Annotated in this window: 14 protein-coding genes; 10 read left to right on the plus strand and 4 right to left on the minus strand. The window is 68.4% G+C overall.

Features of this window, described 5'->3' with window-relative positions; translation table 11 throughout:
• The first annotated feature begins 66 nt into the window (after positions 1–66).
• Both QLQ83_RS19415 and QLQ83_RS19420 read left to right on the plus strand, forming a co-directional pair.
• On the plus strand, positions 67–681 hold the full coding sequence (locus QLQ83_RS19415; protein ID WP_282737128.1) for an ABC transporter ATP-binding protein: 615 nt from the start codon (positions 67–69) through the stop codon (positions 679–681).
• Positions 672–1433, plus strand: coding sequence for an ABC transporter permease (locus tag QLQ83_RS19420; RefSeq protein ID WP_282737129.1), 762 nt, complete (start codon positions 672–674; stop codon positions 1431–1433). Before QLQ83_RS19415 ends, QLQ83_RS19420 begins: the two co-directional genes overlap by 10 nt.
• A gap of 19 nt (positions 1434–1452) precedes the next feature.
• Here the strand turns inward: QLQ83_RS19420 and QLQ83_RS19425 are convergent, their stop codons facing one another.
• Positions 1453–2232, minus strand: a complete 780-nt coding sequence (locus tag QLQ83_RS19425) for an alpha/beta fold hydrolase (RefSeq protein ID WP_282737130.1) — start codon at positions 2230–2232, stop codon at positions 1453–1455.
• On the minus strand, positions 2232–3419 hold the full coding sequence (locus QLQ83_RS19430) for an acetyl-CoA C-acyltransferase (RefSeq protein WP_282737131.1): 1188 nt from the start codon (positions 3417–3419) through the stop codon (positions 2232–2234). Before QLQ83_RS19430 ends, QLQ83_RS19425 begins: the two co-directional genes overlap by 1 nt.
• A gap of 189 nt (positions 3420–3608) precedes the next feature.
• Here QLQ83_RS19430 and QLQ83_RS19435 point away from each other — a divergent pair, with 189 nt between their 5' ends.
• The 8 genes from QLQ83_RS19435 (at position 3609) to QLQ83_RS19470 (ending at position 13176) form a co-directional block, all read left to right on the plus strand.
• Positions 3609–4175 carry a TetR/AcrR family transcriptional regulator gene (locus QLQ83_RS19435; RefSeq protein WP_282737132.1) on the plus strand — a complete coding sequence of 189 codons (567 nt, stop codon included), beginning with the start codon at positions 3609–3611 and terminating at the stop codon, positions 4173–4175.
• Between the two features lie 254 nt (positions 4176–4429).
• A complete protein-coding gene (locus QLQ83_RS19440; RefSeq protein ID WP_282737133.1) occupies positions 4430–6094 on the plus strand; it encodes an AMP-binding protein in 1665 nt (554 codons plus the stop codon).
• Positions 6095–6110: 16 nt separating this feature from the next.
• The gene (locus tag QLQ83_RS19445; RefSeq protein ID WP_282737134.1) at positions 6111–6878 is read left to right on the plus strand and encodes an SDR family NAD(P)-dependent oxidoreductase; all 768 of its coding nucleotides are present in this window, start codon (positions 6111–6113) and stop codon (positions 6876–6878) included.
• Positions 6879–7117: 239 nt separating this feature from the next.
• On the plus strand, positions 7118–8944 hold the full coding sequence (locus QLQ83_RS19450) for an acyl-CoA dehydrogenase C-terminal domain-containing protein (protein ID WP_282737135.1): 1827 nt from the start codon (positions 7118–7120) through the stop codon (positions 8942–8944).
• A 220-nt stretch (positions 8945–9164) separates the two neighbouring features.
• The gene (locus tag QLQ83_RS19455; protein ID WP_282737136.1) at positions 9165–10130 is read left to right on the plus strand and encodes a zinc-binding metallopeptidase family protein; all 966 of its coding nucleotides are present in this window, start codon (positions 9165–9167) and stop codon (positions 10128–10130) included.
• A 201-nt stretch (positions 10131–10331) separates the two neighbouring features.
• On the plus strand, positions 10332–11186 hold the full coding sequence (locus QLQ83_RS19460) for an HTH domain-containing protein (RefSeq protein WP_282737137.1): 855 nt from the start codon (positions 10332–10334) through the stop codon (positions 11184–11186).
• Positions 11186–12022 carry a hypothetical protein gene (locus tag QLQ83_RS19465; RefSeq protein ID WP_282737138.1) on the plus strand — a complete coding sequence of 279 codons (837 nt, stop codon included), beginning with the start codon at positions 11186–11188 and terminating at the stop codon, positions 12020–12022. The genes QLQ83_RS19460 and QLQ83_RS19465 overlap by 1 nt, the downstream gene beginning before the upstream one ends.
• Positions 12019–13176: a hypothetical protein gene (locus QLQ83_RS19470; protein ID WP_282737139.1), complete on the plus strand. Its 1158-nt coding sequence runs from the start codon at positions 12019–12021 to the stop codon at positions 13174–13176. The genes QLQ83_RS19465 and QLQ83_RS19470 overlap by 4 nt, the downstream gene beginning before the upstream one ends.
• 5 nt (positions 13177–13181) lie before the next feature.
• Here the strand turns inward: QLQ83_RS19470 and QLQ83_RS19475 are convergent, their stop codons facing one another.
• Positions 13182–13682, minus strand: a complete 501-nt coding sequence (locus QLQ83_RS19475; protein WP_326521423.1) for a nucleoside deaminase — start codon at positions 13680–13682, stop codon at positions 13182–13184.
• A 97-nt stretch (positions 13683–13779) separates the two neighbouring features.
• Positions 13780–15120 (minus strand): Trk system potassium transporter TrkA (gene trkA / locus QLQ83_RS19480; RefSeq protein ID WP_282736324.1); only part of this gene is annotated, 1341 nt, incomplete at its 5' end.

Here is a 15120-nt window from a genome sequence, read left to right on the forward strand (position 1 = left end):
GTCGCACGCCCCCATGCGGTGCGAGCTGCTACCATCCCTGCCATTCCCTTCTGCCTGGAGGCTGCCTTGACCGCGACCGATGCCCTGCGCCTGGAGCGGCTCGCTGTCGGCGAGCTTGCCGAGGTGAACCTGACCGTCCCCCCCGGCGAACTTCACTGCCTTTCGGGCCCCAGCGGCTCCGGCAAGAGCCGGCTGCTGCGCGCCGTGGCCGACCTCGAGCCCCACGGCGGCGGGGCCTGGCTGGGCGATATCGCCCAGGCGTCGCTGCCGGCCCATGAATGGCGCGCGCGGGTGATGCTGGTGCCGGCGGAGAGCCACTGGTGGGCGGATCACGTCGGCGAGCACCTGCCACGGGCCGACCCCGCCGGCCTCGAGGCGCTGGGCTTCACGCCCGAGGTGCTGGAGTGGCAGGTCTCGCGGCTCTCCTCGGGGGAAAAGCAGCGTCTGGCGCTGCTGCGGGCGATCAGCCGCGAGCCCTCGGCACTGCTGCTCGACGAGCCCACCGCCAACCTGGATGACGCTTCCACCCGGCGGGTGGAGGCGTGGCTCGTTTCGAGAATTCGCGAGCGCGGCTGGCCGGTGATCTGGGTTGCCCATGACCCAGGCCAGATCGCCCGGGTGGCGAACCGCCACTGGCGCATCGAAGGGGCCGAGCTCAAGGAGGTGTCGACATGGACGTGATCGAGCTGGCCTGGTGGCAGCTGGCCCTGGCGGCGCTGATGGTGGTGGCGCTGGCGGGGTGTACTGCCGCCATGCGCCTAGGGATGAGCCGCAGCCTGCTGGTCGCGGCGGCGCGCACCGTGATCCAGCTCGCCCTGGTGGGGTTGGTGCTGGAGGTACTCTTCGCGGCCTCGAAGCTTCACTGGGTGGCGCTGATGGCGCTGGGCATGCTGCTGATCGCCGGGCGCGAGGTGATGGCGCGACAGAAGCGCCGGCTGATCGGTGGCTGGGCCTTCGGCATCGGCACGCTGGCGATGTTCCTGTCGTCGTTCACGGTGACCGTGCTGACGCTCACCGCGATCATCGGCCCCGAGCCCTGGTATCGGCCGCAGTACGCCATTCCGCTGCTGGGCATGATGCTCGGCAACACCATGACCGGGGTCGCCCTGGCGCTGGATCGCCTGACCGACACGGCCTGGCGCCAGCGGGCGGTGATCGAGAACCGGCTGATGCTGGGCCAGCGCTGGCAGGAAGCGGTCGGCGACATCCGCCGCGAGGCGATGCGCAGCGGCCTGATGCCGATGATCAACGCCATGGCGGCCGCCGGGGTGGTCAGCCTGCCGGGCATGATGACCGGCCAGATACTCGTGATGTTCACCATCACCCTGGGCACCGGCTTCGGCACTCTCGCCGCGGTGGCCGCCGGCAGCCGGCGGCTATTCGATGGCCGCGAGCGGCTGCGCCTCGACCGCCTGGCGCCGCCCAAGGGGTGAGTGCAGGACTAGATGAACGTCAGGCCGCGGTGGGATCCGCCAGGAAGGGCAACAGGGCGGCGATCAGTCGCTCGGGGCATTCGCGGTGGGGGACATGGCCGCAGGCGAGGATAAGGGGCTCAACGGGCCCCGGCGTTAGCCTGGCGATACGTCGAGGCTGCGCCAGTGAACCGTACTCGTCGTGCTCGCCGTGCAGGGCGAGCGTCGGACAGCTCACCCGACGCAATGCAGGGTCCAGCGTCCACTCGGCGAAGGCCTCGGAGTGCCAGGTGTCAGTCCAGCTGCGCAGGACCCAGTCGGCCTTGTCGCCATGGTACCTTGCCAGGCGCGCCATGGCGGCGGGATGCTGGAAGGCTTGCTCGGCTTCGCGGATGCCGGCCAGGGTGCGTGGCTCGTTGAAGGCCTGGGCCGCCACCGTGATCAGCGCCTCGCAACCCTCGGCATGCTGGCCGGCGATCTCGGCCGCCATGCCGCCGCCCACGCTGTGGCCCAGGGCCACGAAGCGTGCGAGCCGGAAGTGCTCGCGCAATGCGCGGAAGGCCTCCGCCTCGTCGGCGATAAAGCTGGCGGGCTGTGGGCCCGGGTGGGGTGCCGACTTCCCGTAACCCAGGCGGTCGTAGGCGATCACCTTCCGGCCGCTGGCCGCGGCGAGCCTGGCGGGAAATTCCCGCCATAGCGCCACGCAGCCCAGGGAGTCGTGCAGCAGCACGATGGGGCTTCGCGTTGGGTCCGTCGTCTCGGGACGCCAGCGGGCGGCATGCAGGCCGCCCGCTGGCGTGTCGAGCGTGACACTCTCCATCAGTCGACCAGTTCGACCGCCACGGCGGTAGCCTCGCCGCCGCCGATGCACAGGCTGGCGATGCCGCGCTTGCCGCCCTTGGTGCGCAGGGCATGGATCAGGGTAGCGATGATCCGCGAGCCGGTGGAGCCGATCGGGTGGCCCTGGGCGCAGGCGCCGCCGAAGACGTTGACCTTGTCATGGGGCAGGCCCAGGTCGTCCATGGCCATCAGGGTTACCACGGCGAAGGCCTCGTTGATCTCGAAGAGGTCGACATCATTCACGCCCCAGTCGAGCTTCTTCATCAGCTTGTCGATGGCACCCACCGGGGCGATGGTGAACTCGCTCGGGTGCCGCGAGTGGGTGCTGTGGCCCAGCATCCGCGCGATCGGCCTGGCGCCCAGGCGGTCGGCCGCCGCCTGGCTGGCCAGGATCAGCGCCGAGGCACCATCCGAGATGGAGCTGGAGTTGGCGGCGGTAATGGTGCCGTCCTTGGCGAAGGCAGGGCGCAGCGCGCGGATCTTGTCGAGCTTGGCCTGGAAGGGCTGCTCGTCGTGGTCCACCACGCTCTCGCCCTGGCGGCTGGTGACGGTCACCGGCGCCATCTCGGCCTTGAGGTGGCCGGCGTTGGTGGCCTCCATGGCGCGCTCCAGCGAGGCAATGGCGAAGTCGTCCAGGCGCTCGCGACCATAGTCGCGCTCGCTGGCGACGTCCTGGGCGAAGACGCCCATCAACTTGCCGGTCTCGGCATCCTCCAGACCATCGAGGAACATGTGATCCTTGAGTTCGCCGTGGCCCAGGCGATAGCCGGCGCGCGCCTTGGTCAGCACATGGGGGGCGTTGGACATGGATTCCATGCCGCCGGCCAGCATCACCTCGCCGCTGCCGGCGCGGATCAGGTCGTGGGCCAGCATGGTGGCCTTCATGCCCGAGCCACACAGCTTGTTGATGGTGGTGGCGCCGATGGCGTCGGGAATGCCGGCCTGGCGCATGGCCTGGCGGGCCGGGCCCTGCTTGACGCCGGCGGGCAGCACGCAGCCCATGATGCCCTCGTCGATGCTGTCGGCACTGATGCCGGCGCGCTCGATGGCCGCCCGGATCGCCGTGGCACCCAGTTGCGGTGCGGTGAGGCTTGCGAGGCTGCCCAGCATGCCGCCCATGGGCGTGCGTGCGGCAGAGAGGAAGACGATATCGTTGGACTGGCTCATGGTGGGTTCTCCCGGTGTAGCGTGCGGTTCCCGGTGGAGCCGCATGGTGATTGTGTAACGTCCCTGGTGCTTCTCGTCCAGAAGCATCGCGGCTGGCCTGGCCAGCGGCTGCCGCGTTGACCCGGGGTCGGGGCTGTGGTTTTCTCAGGGTCAACCAAGCAAGCGCTAGTGTAAATGTCGATGAATGTAATGAATGACTCTCCGCGTCGCAAGGAGCTCACCCGCCAGGCCGCCCAGTTGTTCGTTCAGGAAGGCTTCGACCGGACCACGGTGCGCATGCTCGCCCAGGAGATGGGCATCAAGTCTGGCAGCCTCTTCCACCACTTCCGCGACAAGCAGGAGATCCTGGCGGCGGTGATCGAGGAGGGCACCCAGAACGCCCTGGTCATCGCGAGGGCGGCCCTCGAACAATGCGACAACTCTGCCGAGGCACGGTTGCAGGCCATGGCACGCGCGCACCTGGAGACGCTGCTCACCGACCGTAACGCCCATGTGGTCGCCCTCTATGAATGGCGTCGCCTCGACCCCGAGGCCCGGAACCATTTGAGCCATCTGCGCGATGCCTACGAGGCGCTCTGGGAAGCGGTGATCGACGAGGCCCTGGCCGCCGGCCTGATCCATGGCGACCGCTTCCTGGTGGCCCGCTTCGTGATGGGCGCGCTCAACTGGACGGTGCGCTGGTACGACCCCGCCGGCCCTCGCTCCCCCGATGACCTGGCCCACGAACTGGTCGCCATGATCACCCATCGAGCCTGACATCCTGCGCGCCGCCGGCCTGCCACGCTCGACCATCGTCTAGTCTTATCCTGCCGTTCAGGGGTTGCCCCGCTCCTCGGGAGCCTCTAGCTTGTACCAAGCGCTTGCTAGGTTGACGCTTACGTCAACTGCATCTAATCAGAAAGTGGGCGTGCGCGCCAGCGTCGGCGCTTGTCGTTTCCTTCGTCGCCAGTATTGATCGCCACCAACCTTGTTTGCCGCCACAACAAGCACAAACCGCGAGAGGGCAGTACATGAGCACCCTTCCCGACTACCAGAGCTATCTCGAGACCTTTTCCATCGATGACGTCATCGCGCGCCTCGATGACCACCGCGACGGCAAGGCCAATGCCTTCGAGTCCTGCTGCGGGCGCCACCTGCGCGCCGGGCGCGGCGACGTCCTGGCCCTGGTGCACGAGGACACCCAGGGCCAGGTCAACACCCTGACCTACGCCGAACTCGATGCCGAAAGCGCGAGGCTCGCCGGCTGGTTCGCCGAGCGCGGCCTGGGGGTGGGGGATCGCATCGCCTGCATGCTGCCGCGTTCGCCGCAGCTGCTGGTGGCGGTGCTGGCCACCTGGCGCATCGGCGCCGTCTACCAGCCGTTGTTCACCGCCTTCGGCCCGGACGCCGTGGACTACCGCCTGGGGCGCGCCGACACTCGCCTTGTGATCACCGATCACGCCAACCGCTTCAAGTTCGATGGCCTGACCCAGTGCCCGCCGGTGCTCGCCGTGGGCGGCCCCGATGCCGACCACGCCGAGGACCTCAACTGGGACGAGGCCCTGAGCCATGCGCCGATCGAGGCCACTCCGCCCCGCCTGCCGCGCGACGAGCCCTTCCTGCAGATGTTCACCTCCGGCACCGTGGGCAAGCCCAAGGGCGTGGCCGTGCCGCTGGCCGGCATGCCGGCCTTCGCCCTCTACATGGAGCTGGCCGTCGACCTGCGCGATACCGACCGTTTCTGGAACATGGCCGACCCGGGCTGGGCCTATGGCCTCTACTACGCCATCGCCGGGCCGCTGCTGCTGGGCGTGACCACCCACTTCTGCGAGGCGGGCTTCAGCGCCGAGGGGGCGCTTGCCTTCATGAAGCGCCACCGCATCACCAACTTTGCCGCCGCGCCTACCGCCTACCGCCTGATGAAGGCCTCCGGCCTGTTCGATGACGCCCACCAGACCCTCGAACTGCGCGCGGCCAGTTCCGCCGGCGAGCCGCTCAACACCGAGGTGGTGACCTGGGTCGAGCGCTCCCTGGGTTGCCCGGTCATGGACCACTACGGCCAGACCGAGACCGGCATGACCTGCAACAACCACCATGCCCTGGACCATCCCAAGCATGTCGGGGCCATGGGTGTGCCGATGCCCGGCTATCGCCTGGCGATCCTCGATGCCGAGTACAAGGAACTGCCCCCGGGTGAACCCGGCGTGCTGGCGGTTGACATCGCGAACTCGCCGGCGCACTTCTTCGCCGGCTACACCTGGCAGGAGAAGCACCCCTTCGCCGAAGGGTATTATCTGACCGGCGATGTGGTGATCCGCAACGAGGACGGTACCTTCCAGTTCGCCGGCCGTGACGATGACATCATCACCACCGCCGGCTACCGGGTGGGCCCCACCGACGTGGAGAACAGCGTGATGACCCACCCGGCAGTGGCCGAGTCTGCCGCCGTGGGCCAGCCCGACGAGATTCGCGGCGAGATCATCAAGTCCTACGTGGTGCTGCGCGAGGGCTTCGAGCCCAGCGATGAACTGGCCGACGAGATCCGCAAGCAGGTGCGCGAGCGACTCTCGACCCATGCCTTCCCGCGGGTGATCGAGTTCGTCGAGGAACTGCCCAAGACCCCCAGCGGCAAGATCCAGCGCTTCAAGCTGCGCGCCGATGCCGTCGACAAGGCCGAAGAGGCCCCGGCTAAATGACTCCGAGGACCCTGACATGCAAGTGAAGGACAACACCTTCCTGATCACCGGTGCCGCCTCCGGGCTGGGGGCGACCACCGCCGAACGCCTGGTCGCCGCCGGTGGCCGGGTGGTGCTCTGCGACCTCAGCGATGCCGTCGATGCCCATGCCGAGCGCCTGGGCGACGCCGCTCGGGCGGTGCGCGGCGACGTCACCTCCGGCGAGGACATCCAGGCTGCCGTCGACGCGGCGGTAGCGCTCAGCGATGGCCGCGGCCTCGCCGGCGTGGTGCACTGTGCCGGCGTGGTCAGTGTCGGCAAGCTGGTCGACCGCGCGGGTAGCCCCGCCGACCTCGACGCCTACACCCGCACCATCCAGATCAATCTGGTGGGCACCTTCAACGTGATGCGCCTGGCCGCAGCCGCCATGGCCAAGAACCCCGCGGGCGAGGACGGCGAGCGGGGGGTGATCATCAACACCGCCTCCATCGCCGCCTTCGACGGCCAGGTGGGGCAGTGCGCCTACAGCGCCTCCAAGGCCGGGGTGGTGGGCATGAGCCTGCCGGCGGCACGGGAGCTCTCGCGCCATGGCGTGCGCGTGATGGCCATCGCCCCCGGCGTCTTCGAGACGCCGATGATGAGCGAGATCCCCGACGAGGCCGCCCAGGCGCTGGCCGCCGCCGTGCCGTTCCCCAAGCGGCTCGGCAAGCCCGATGAGTTCGCCCGCCTGGCCGAGCAGATCGTCACCAATCCCATGCTCAACGGTGAGGTGATTCGCCTGGACGGCGGCATCCGCATGCAATAAGGCCTTCGGCCAGCCGCAAGCCACAAGGAGCAAGCTTCAAGGAAATCCCTTGGCTTGCTCCTTTTTTCATCTTGCGCCTGGGTGGCATCCCTTGCGCCTTGTACCTTGTCACTTGAAGCTGTTAAACGAACGCTTGACTGCATCCAGGATGAGGGATAATTTCAAACGAATGTTTGAAAGTGGCCGCCGCCGCCTTCCGGTGCCCGAGTGCTGGCGCCCCTTCTTGTGGAGAGTTCGAGATGCCCGATTACCAGGCCCCCCTGCGCGATCTTCGCTTCGTGATGGACGAGATGCTGGACTATCCGGCCCACTACGCCCGTTTGCCCGGTGGCGAGGAGGCCTCGCCCGACGTCGTCAGCGCCATCCTGGAGGAGGGCGCACGCTTCGCCCGTGAGGTGCTGCTGCCGTTGAACCAGAGCGGTGACCGCGAGGGCTGCCTGCTGGAGGGCGGCGAGGTGAAGGCGCCGAAGGGCTTCAAGGAGGCCTATGCCCAGTACGTCGAGGGTGGCTGGCCGAGCCTGGCCGCCGACCCCGCGCACGGCGGCCAGGGCTTGCCCCACTCGCTGGCCATGGTGCTCAACGAGATGATCTGCTCCACCAACCTGGCCTGGGGCATGTACCCCGGGCTCTCCCACGGCGCCGCCGACGCCCTGCGTCACCACGGCACCGAGGAGCAGCAGGCCACCTACCTGACCAAGCTGGTCGAGGGCTCCTGGACCGGCACCATGTGCCTCACCGAGCCCCACTGCGGCACCGACCTGGGCCTGATCAAGACCCGCGCCGTGCCCACCGATGGCGGTGGCTTCGAGATCACCGGCACCAAGATCTTCATCTCCGCCGGCGAGCACGACCTGGCCGAGAACATTGTCCACCTGGTGCTGGCCAAGCTGCCCGACGCCCCCGAGGGCTCCAGGGGCATCTCGCTGTTCGTGGTGCCGAAGTATTTACCGAATGAGCACCTGCCCGATGCCGATGGCAACCCGGGCGAGCGCAACGGCGTGGTGTGCGGCTCGCTCGAGCACAAGATGGGCATCCACGGTAACGCCACCTGCGTAATGAACTTCGACTCGGCGAAAGGCTTCCTGGTGGGGGCGCCCAACAAGGGCCTGGCCTGCATGTTCACCATGATGAACGCCGCCCGCCTCGGCGTCGGTATCCAGGGCCTGGGCCTCACCGAGGCGAGCTTCCAGAATGCCCTGGCCTATGCCCGCGACCGCCTGCAGATGCGCGCGCTCAGCGGCGCCAAGGCGCCCGAGAAGGCTGCCGACCCGATCATCGTCCACCCGGACGTGCGCCGCATGCTCCTGACCCAGAAGGCCTTCGCCGAGGGCGGTCGGATGTTGACGCTCTACACCGCGCAGATGATCGATATCGTCGAGCACGGCACGGATGCCGCCGGGAAGGCACGCGCCGAGACCCTGCTGGGCCTGCTGACCCCCATCGTCAAGGCGTTCCTCACCGAGGTGGGCTTCGAGGCGACCAACGAGGGCGTCCAGGTCTTCGGCGGCCACGGCTTCATCCAGGAGTGGGGCATGGAGCAGCTGGTGCGTGATGCGCGCATCACCCGCCTCTACGAGGGCACCACCGGCATCCAGGCCCTCGACCTGCTGGGCCGCAAGGTGCTGATGAGCCAGGGCGAGAGCCTCAAGGTCTTCACCCGGGAGATCCACAAGTTCTGCCAGGCCGAGGAGGGCAACAGCGAGCTCGCTGAGTTCGTGCGACCGCTGGCCAAGCTCAACCAGGAGTGGGGCGAAATGACCATGGCGATCGGCATGAAGGCCATGGCCGACCGCGAGGAGGTGGGCGCCGCCAGCGTCGACTACCTGATGTACTCGGGCTACGCGACGATGGCCTACCTCTTCGCCCGTGCGGCGAAACAGGCCCGCATCGCGCTTTCCGAGGGCACCGAGGAGGGCGCCTTCTACCGCGCCAAGCTCGACACCGCGCGCTTCTACTTCCAGCGCCTGCTGCCGCGCACCCGCGCCCACAAGGCGGTGCTGGAAGCCGGTGCCGAGCCGTTGATGGCGATCAGTGCCGAGGACTTGGGACTGGGCTTCGAGATCTGATGACGTAACGACGCACCAGCGAGCACTCTCTCGGTCGGTAGCGATCGATGATTGGCGGCGGGGGACTCCCTCGCCGTCTTTTTTTCACCTCGTGTGCGGTGTTTTCGGGTGCGGCCTAGCTTTACACCATCGATGGTTTGATTGGTGGACCTGGAAAGAGCAGGATGCACCCTAATGCGTCGGGCCAACTGCCTTGCGGTTCTTGCGGAGTGACAGCCTCATGCGTGTCTTTGCCAACCCGGTCGGTGCCGGATCCCTCTGGTTCGACAACCTCGCCACCGCCGACGGAACGCCCGTTGCCTATGATCCGCAGGCCAGGGCCTTCCTGCCCATGCCGCCGTTCTGCGTCAATCGGGAGGTCATCGGCTGCAACTGGATCGCTCCCAAGCAGGGCGCCTTCTGCCGCTCCTGCGCCATGACCGAGCTGGCGCCGGATCCGTCCATCGCCGATGCCATGCCCAACTGGGCGCAGACCGAGGCCGCCAAGCGCTGGGTGCTCGACAACCTGGGCCGCTGGCACTGGTTCCGGCCCGAGGATCCCGGCGCTCGCCCCGTCTTCCACATGCTGGCCGAGGGGCATACGCCGGTGCCCATGGGGCATGTCGGGGGCGTGGTGACGATCAGCGTGGCGGAGGCGGACCCGGTCCTGAGCACCACCCGTCGAAAGGCGCTGGAAGAGCCTTACCGCACCATGATCGGCCATATGCGTCACGAGATTTCGCATATGCTCTGGTGGCGACTCAGCCTGCGGGAAGATTTTCTCGAGGCCTTCCGGGCCATGTTCGGTGATGAGCGAGAGGACTATCCCGCCGCGCTCCAGCGTCATTACCATGACGGCCCGCCGCCCGACTGGAGGCTGCGCTTCCTGACCACCTATGCCTCCGCGCATCCGCACGAGGACTGGGCCGAGACCGCGGCCCACCTGCTGCACCTGACCGATATCACCGACAGCTTCGTCGCGACAGGCCTCTCTTCGCCGGAGTTGCCGAGTCCCGGCTGGGACCCCTACATGGAAACGGACGCCGACCGCCTGATTCATGTCGCGGCCAGCCTGGTGGCGGGGGTCAACCACGTCAATCGCTCCATGGGGCTGTCCGACCTCTATCCCTTCGTGCTCTCGGATGTCGCGCGCCAGAAGCTTGCCTTCGTGCACGACTGGCTGCGCCGAGGTGCCCAGGGGCTTTGAACCTAGCAGGAGGCATTGCCACGAGAGTGCCGAGGGGCACGCGGCATGTCTCTGATTCGGCCCCTTTGCTGGCGCTTCGGTCCTGCGCGTGCAGACTCACGGCCGAGTGACTGGCATCGGATGCCGCGTCGGAGGCATGATGATCCCCTCGGCGCCCCTTGAGGCGGCGAGATACTGTCGTCACGCGCACGAGGATCGCCCATGTCACGAACGACTCGCCTGCAAGACCTGATCCGGGTATTGCGTCACCATACAGGCCCGATCGGCGGGCCCGAGCTTGCCGAGAGGCTGGGGATCACCCTGCGCACCCTCTATCAGGACATCGCCGCACTGCGGGCGGTGGGGGTCGAGGTCGTCAACGCGCCCGGACAGGGCTATGTGCTGCCACCCGAGGTCGTGCTGCCGCCTGCGGCACTGGCCGAACCCGCCCCGCGGGAGCCGGCCGAGCTCACCTTCTATACCAACCCGCTCTCCCGGGGCGGGATCGTCCACTGGATGCTCGAGGAGCTCGGCGTGCCCTATCGCACGGTGATACTCGAGTACGGCACCACCATGAAGTCAGCGGAGTACCTGGCCCTCAATCCCATGGGCAAGGTGCCGGCGATCCGCCACGGGGACGTGGTGGTCACCGAGGCCGCCGCCATCTGCGCCTATCTCGCCGATGCCTTCCCGGAGGCCGGTCTGGCGCCGCCGCCCGCCGCGCGTGGCGACTACTACCGCTGGCTGTTCTTTGCGGCCGGTCCCCTGGAATCCGTCATCTCGCTCAATACCCTCGGCGTGCAGCCCACCGCCGAGCAGCAGAGGCAGATCGGCTGCGGTGACTACTGGGCGGTGCTCGACACCCTGGCAGGTGTCCTCGACGGGCGGGGCCATATCGCGGGGACGGCGTTCAGCGCGGCGGATGTCTATGTCGGCTCGCACCTCGGCTGGGGCATGCACTTCGGTACCATTCCCCGGCGGCCCGAGTTCGAGGCCTACTGGGCGGCACTGAAGGACCGGCCGGCGCGGCTGCGCTGCGAGGCATACGTCGAGCGGGCCCTCTCGCTGCAAGCCTGATGGCAGGGCGCCGGCGACGACTCGCAACCCTCTGGCGCCATGCCCACCTGGCCCTGACGGTGCTGGTGCTGCTGGTCTGGTCGCTGTCGGGCAGGGATCTCGCCGGGGTGCTGTTCCTGCCGATCTGGGTGCTGGCCACCCAGCTGATCGTGGCCGGCAGCCTGGAGGCCGCCCGGCTGAGGCGGCGTGCCTGGCTGGACCAGTACCTGCGCGATGACTCCCCCTGGCATGGCTGGCTGCGTGGCGGGGCGATGATGGTGGTGCGTCATCAGCTGCTGGGGGCGCTTCTGGCGCTGGTGCTGCTGGTCAAGCTGCGTCTGCTGGCGCCGCCCCTCTGGCCGGTAGTGCTGGCCGGGGTGCCGGGGCTGGTGGTGGCGCAGGACCTGCTGCGCCGACGCCTGGCACGCCACGTTATTACCGAGCACCTGCCGGCGGTAACGAGGCGCCTGGTGGTGGTGCCGACCGCCGGCCTGCTGGCCCTGATCCTCGTGGTGGCCACTCTCTGGCTGCCCCAGCCATGGCTGGTCGGGCTCGGCTGGGAGGAGGCCATCTTGCGTCATTTCCCGGGCGATACGGGGGGAGCCGTGCTGGGGTTCTTCGAGCGACTGGTGGCCATCGCCGAGATCAGCCAGCACTGGACCATGCAGAATGCCGAGGAGCGTTTCGGGCTCGCCATGCCCTTGGCGATGCTGGGCTGGTCACTGTTGCTGCTCACCCAGAGCACCTTTGCCTGGGCCTACGTGCGCTTGCTGGTCGGCGCCGAGGCCCTGCGTCGGGGTGGGCGTCGGCATCAGCATGAGGCCTTGCACGTCCACCATGAGGAGGGTCCCAAATGAGTCATGCCTGGCGACCGTCAACCGGCCGGGCGCGTCTGGCCATCGCGAACCATCCCTGGCGCGGATGGGGGCTGTCGGTTCTGGTGGTCATGGTGCTGCTGCTGCTGTTCGAGGTCGGCCATGGCTGGCTGGCGTCGCGCAGTCAGTCGCCGCTGTTCCGGGTGATCGTGGCAGGCGAGTCCCTGACTCTGGATGCCGGGACCCATGCCGACTTCTCACGCGACTTGTCGGCACTCTCCACGGAGGCGGAGGAGCGGCTCCAGGCGCGCATGCGGCCCTGGCTGGACGAGCGGCTCGAGCGGGCCTTTGCGCCTCTCGAGGCGGCGGTGCCGGACTACCTGGACTGGTACTTCTCGCCCGTCGGCAGCTATACGCGGCTCGGCGTGGCACTCATGGGTGACCTCGATGCCTGGCTGGATGGGCAGCTTCACCAACGGCTGGTCGAGGCGACTGGCCTCGAGTCGGCCCTGGCCGAACTGCAGGCTGACTATCCTCGGCGCCTGGCCAGCGAACAGCAGGGACTGGCCGATGACATGGCCGAGACGCTCCAGGAACGCTACGCCCCGCGACAGGTGTCGTCGGGAAGGGAGAGCGAGCGGCCCATCCATGAACTCGATCTGGATGGGGAGCTCCAGAAGGCTCTGCAGGATGGCCGGGATACGGCACGTTGGAGCACTGCCGCCGTGGGCGGCAGTGGAACCGCCCTGCTGGCGGGGCGTGCTCTGGCCCGGCGGCTCGGTGCCTCCGCCGCCGCGCAGGGCAGCCGCCTGGCCCTGCGCGGCCTGGTCACTCGCCTGGGGACTGGTACCCTGCGTTCGCTGGCCGCCGGTGGAGCTGCGTCAGCGGCCACCGCGCCTGCGGGCCCGGGCGCCCTGGTGATGGGCACGGTCACCGCCGCCGTGACCCTGGCCGGTATCGCGGGAAGCGAGGTTGTCCTGCTCAAGGTACAGGAGGCGCTCCATCGGCCGGCAATGGAGTCCCAGATGCGTGATGCCATCGGCCAGACCCGGCAGCGGATGCAGGCCTCGCTCGAGGCCTCGGCCTCTGCCGGCGCCGCGACCCTGACGGGGCAGCTCGAGGCTCAGACGCCCCGGGCCGAGGACGACAAGGCGAAGCCCCGCACCTACCGGATTCTCGGCCGGCCCGGCGAATAGCGGCGTCAGGCGCCATGCAGCCGGCGATGCAGCTCACGGATGCGGTCGGCGAATTCCGGCACCGGGCCCTCGACCACCGCGTCCGGCACCACCTCCCGGATCGGCAGCGGGCGCACCCTTGGCGGGGCCACACCCAGCTCTTCCAGCCAGTCCACCAGCTGCTCGGACGAGCTGGCATAGACGATCCGTCCCAGCCCCACCCAGCCGTGGGCCGCCGCGCACATGGGGCAATGCTCCCCGGAGGTGTAGACGGTGGCCCGCGCGCGATCCTCGGGCGTCAGATTCTCCGCGGCCCAGCGCGCCAGGAAGAATTCGGGATGCTGGGTGGCATCCCCGCCGGCCACATGGTTGTGATCCTCCACCAGCACCGCGCCATCGCCGCTCACCAGCACCGAGCCGAATGGCTCGTCGCCGGCCGCCAGGGCCTCCTCCGCCAGCTCCACGCAGCGCTGCAGGTGTTGCCTGTCCGTCTCGGTGATCATCGTCGCGTTCTCCACTCTGCGCATGACGGTTGTCTCCCAGCATACGATCACCAGAGGCATTTTTCATGGCAGGAGACCGGGCAGGGGCGCCCGTGCCCTGGCTCTCGAGGCCTTGCCATGCTCAGAAGAACGTCAACCCGACCTGGAAGAGCCGCTCCACGTCGCGCAGCCGGCGCTTGTCGATCACGAACAGGATGACGTGGTCACCGGACTCCACCACCACGTCGTCATGGGCGATCAGCACCTCCTTGCCGCGTACCACGGCGCCGATGGTGGTGCCCTGGGGCAGGTCGATCTCGCCGATGGCGCGCCCCACCACCTTGGACGACTGGGTGTCGCCGTGGGCGATGGCCTCGATGGCCTCGGCCGCGCCGCGGCGCAGCGAGTGGACGTTGACGATGTCGCCGCGCCGCACGTGGGTCAGCAGGCTGCCGATGGTGGCCTGCTGGGGCGAGATGGCGATGTCGATCTCGCCGCCCTGCACCAGGTCGACATAGGCGGCGTTGTTGATCAGCGTCAGCACCTTCTTGGCGCCCATGCGCTTGGCCAGCATCGACGACATGATGTTGACCTCGTCGTCGTTGGTCAGCGCGCAGAAGATGTCGCAGTCCTCGATGTTCTCCTCCTCCAGCAGCCGCTTGGCGGTGGCGCTGCCGTGCAGCACCACGGTGCGGTCGAGGCGTTCGGAGAGCTGGGTGCAGCGCTCGAGGTTGTGCTCGATGATCTTGACCTGGTGGCTGTGCTCCAGGTGCTCGGCCAGGCGCTCGCCGATGTTGCCGCCGCCGGCGATCATCACCCGGCGGAAGTCGCGGTCGAGGCGGCGCAGCTCGCTCATCACCGCGCGGATGTCGCGCCGGGCGGCGATGAAGAACACCTCGTCGTCGGCCTCGATCACGGTGTCGCCGCGGGGAATGATCGGCCGGTTCTGGCGGTAGATGGCCGCCACCCGGGTGTCCACGCTGGGCATGTGGCGGCGCAGGAAGCCCAGCTCCTGGCCGACCAGCGGGCCGCCGTAGAAGGCCTTCACCGCCACCAGCTGCACCAGGCCGCCGGCGAACTCCAGCACCTGCAGGGCGCCGGGATGCTCGATCAGCCGGCGGATATGGTCGGTGACCACCTGCTCGGGGCTGATCAGCACGTCGATGGGCACCGCCTCGTGGGCGAACAGGCCCTTGCGGGTCAGGTAGGCGGTGGCACGCACCCGGGCGATCTTGGTCGGCGTGCGGAACAGGGTGTGGGCCACCTGGCAGGCGATCATGTTGACCTCGTCGGAGTTGGTCACTGCGATCAGCATGTCGGCGTCCTCGCAGCCGGCCTGGCGAAGCACCATGGGGTAGGAGCCGGCCCCGGAGACCGTGCGGATGTCCAGGCGGGTATGCAGCTCGCGCAGGCGCTCGCCGTCGGTGTCCACCACCGTGATGTCGTTCTCCTCCCGGGCCAGGTGCTCGGCCAGGGTGCCGCC

Origin of the sequence: Halomonas rhizosphaerae, from assembly GCF_030010555.1 — a bacterium.
Classification (GTDB): domain Bacteria; phylum Pseudomonadota; class Gammaproteobacteria; order Pseudomonadales; family Halomonadaceae; genus Halomonas; species Halomonas rhizosphaerae.

Bases quoted from the DNA above. Each gene is read 5' to 3' on its own strand.
- QLQ83_RS19420 (WP_282737129.1), top strand. From the start codon at position 672: ATGGACGTGATCGAGCTGGCCTGGTGGCAGCTGGCCCTGGCGGCGCTG.
- QLQ83_RS19425 (WP_282737130.1), bottom strand. From the start codon at position 2,232: ATGGAGAGTGTCACGCTCGACACGCCAGCGGGCGGCCTGCATGCCGCC.
- QLQ83_RS19430 (WP_282737131.1), bottom strand. From the start codon at position 3,419: ATGAGCCAGTCCAACGATATCGTCTTCCTCTCTGCCGCACGCACGCCC.
- QLQ83_RS19435 (WP_282737132.1), top strand. From the start codon at position 3,609: ATGAATGACTCTCCGCGTCGCAAGGAGCTCACCCGCCAGGCCGCCCAG.
- QLQ83_RS19440 (WP_282737133.1), top strand. From the start codon at position 4,430: ATGAGCACCCTTCCCGACTACCAGAGCTATCTCGAGACCTTTTCCATC.
- QLQ83_RS19445 (WP_282737134.1), top strand. From the start codon at position 6,111: ATGCAAGTGAAGGACAACACCTTCCTGATCACCGGTGCCGCCTCCGGG.
- QLQ83_RS19450 (WP_282737135.1), top strand. From the start codon at position 7,118: ATGCCCGATTACCAGGCCCCCCTGCGCGATCTTCGCTTCGTGATGGAC.
- QLQ83_RS19455 (WP_282737136.1), top strand. From the start codon at position 9,165: ATGCGTGTCTTTGCCAACCCGGTCGGTGCCGGATCCCTCTGGTTCGAC.
- QLQ83_RS19460 (WP_282737137.1), top strand. From the start codon at position 10,332: ATGTCACGAACGACTCGCCTGCAAGACCTGATCCGGGTATTGCGTCAC.
- QLQ83_RS19465 (WP_282737138.1), top strand. From the start codon at position 11,186: ATGGCAGGGCGCCGGCGACGACTCGCAACCCTCTGGCGCCATGCCCAC.
- QLQ83_RS19470 (WP_282737139.1), top strand. From the start codon at position 12,019: ATGAGTCATGCCTGGCGACCGTCAACCGGCCGGGCGCGTCTGGCCATC.
- QLQ83_RS19475 (WP_326521423.1), bottom strand. From the start codon at position 13,682: ATGCGCAGAGTGGAGAACGCGACGATGATCACCGAGACGGACAGGCAA.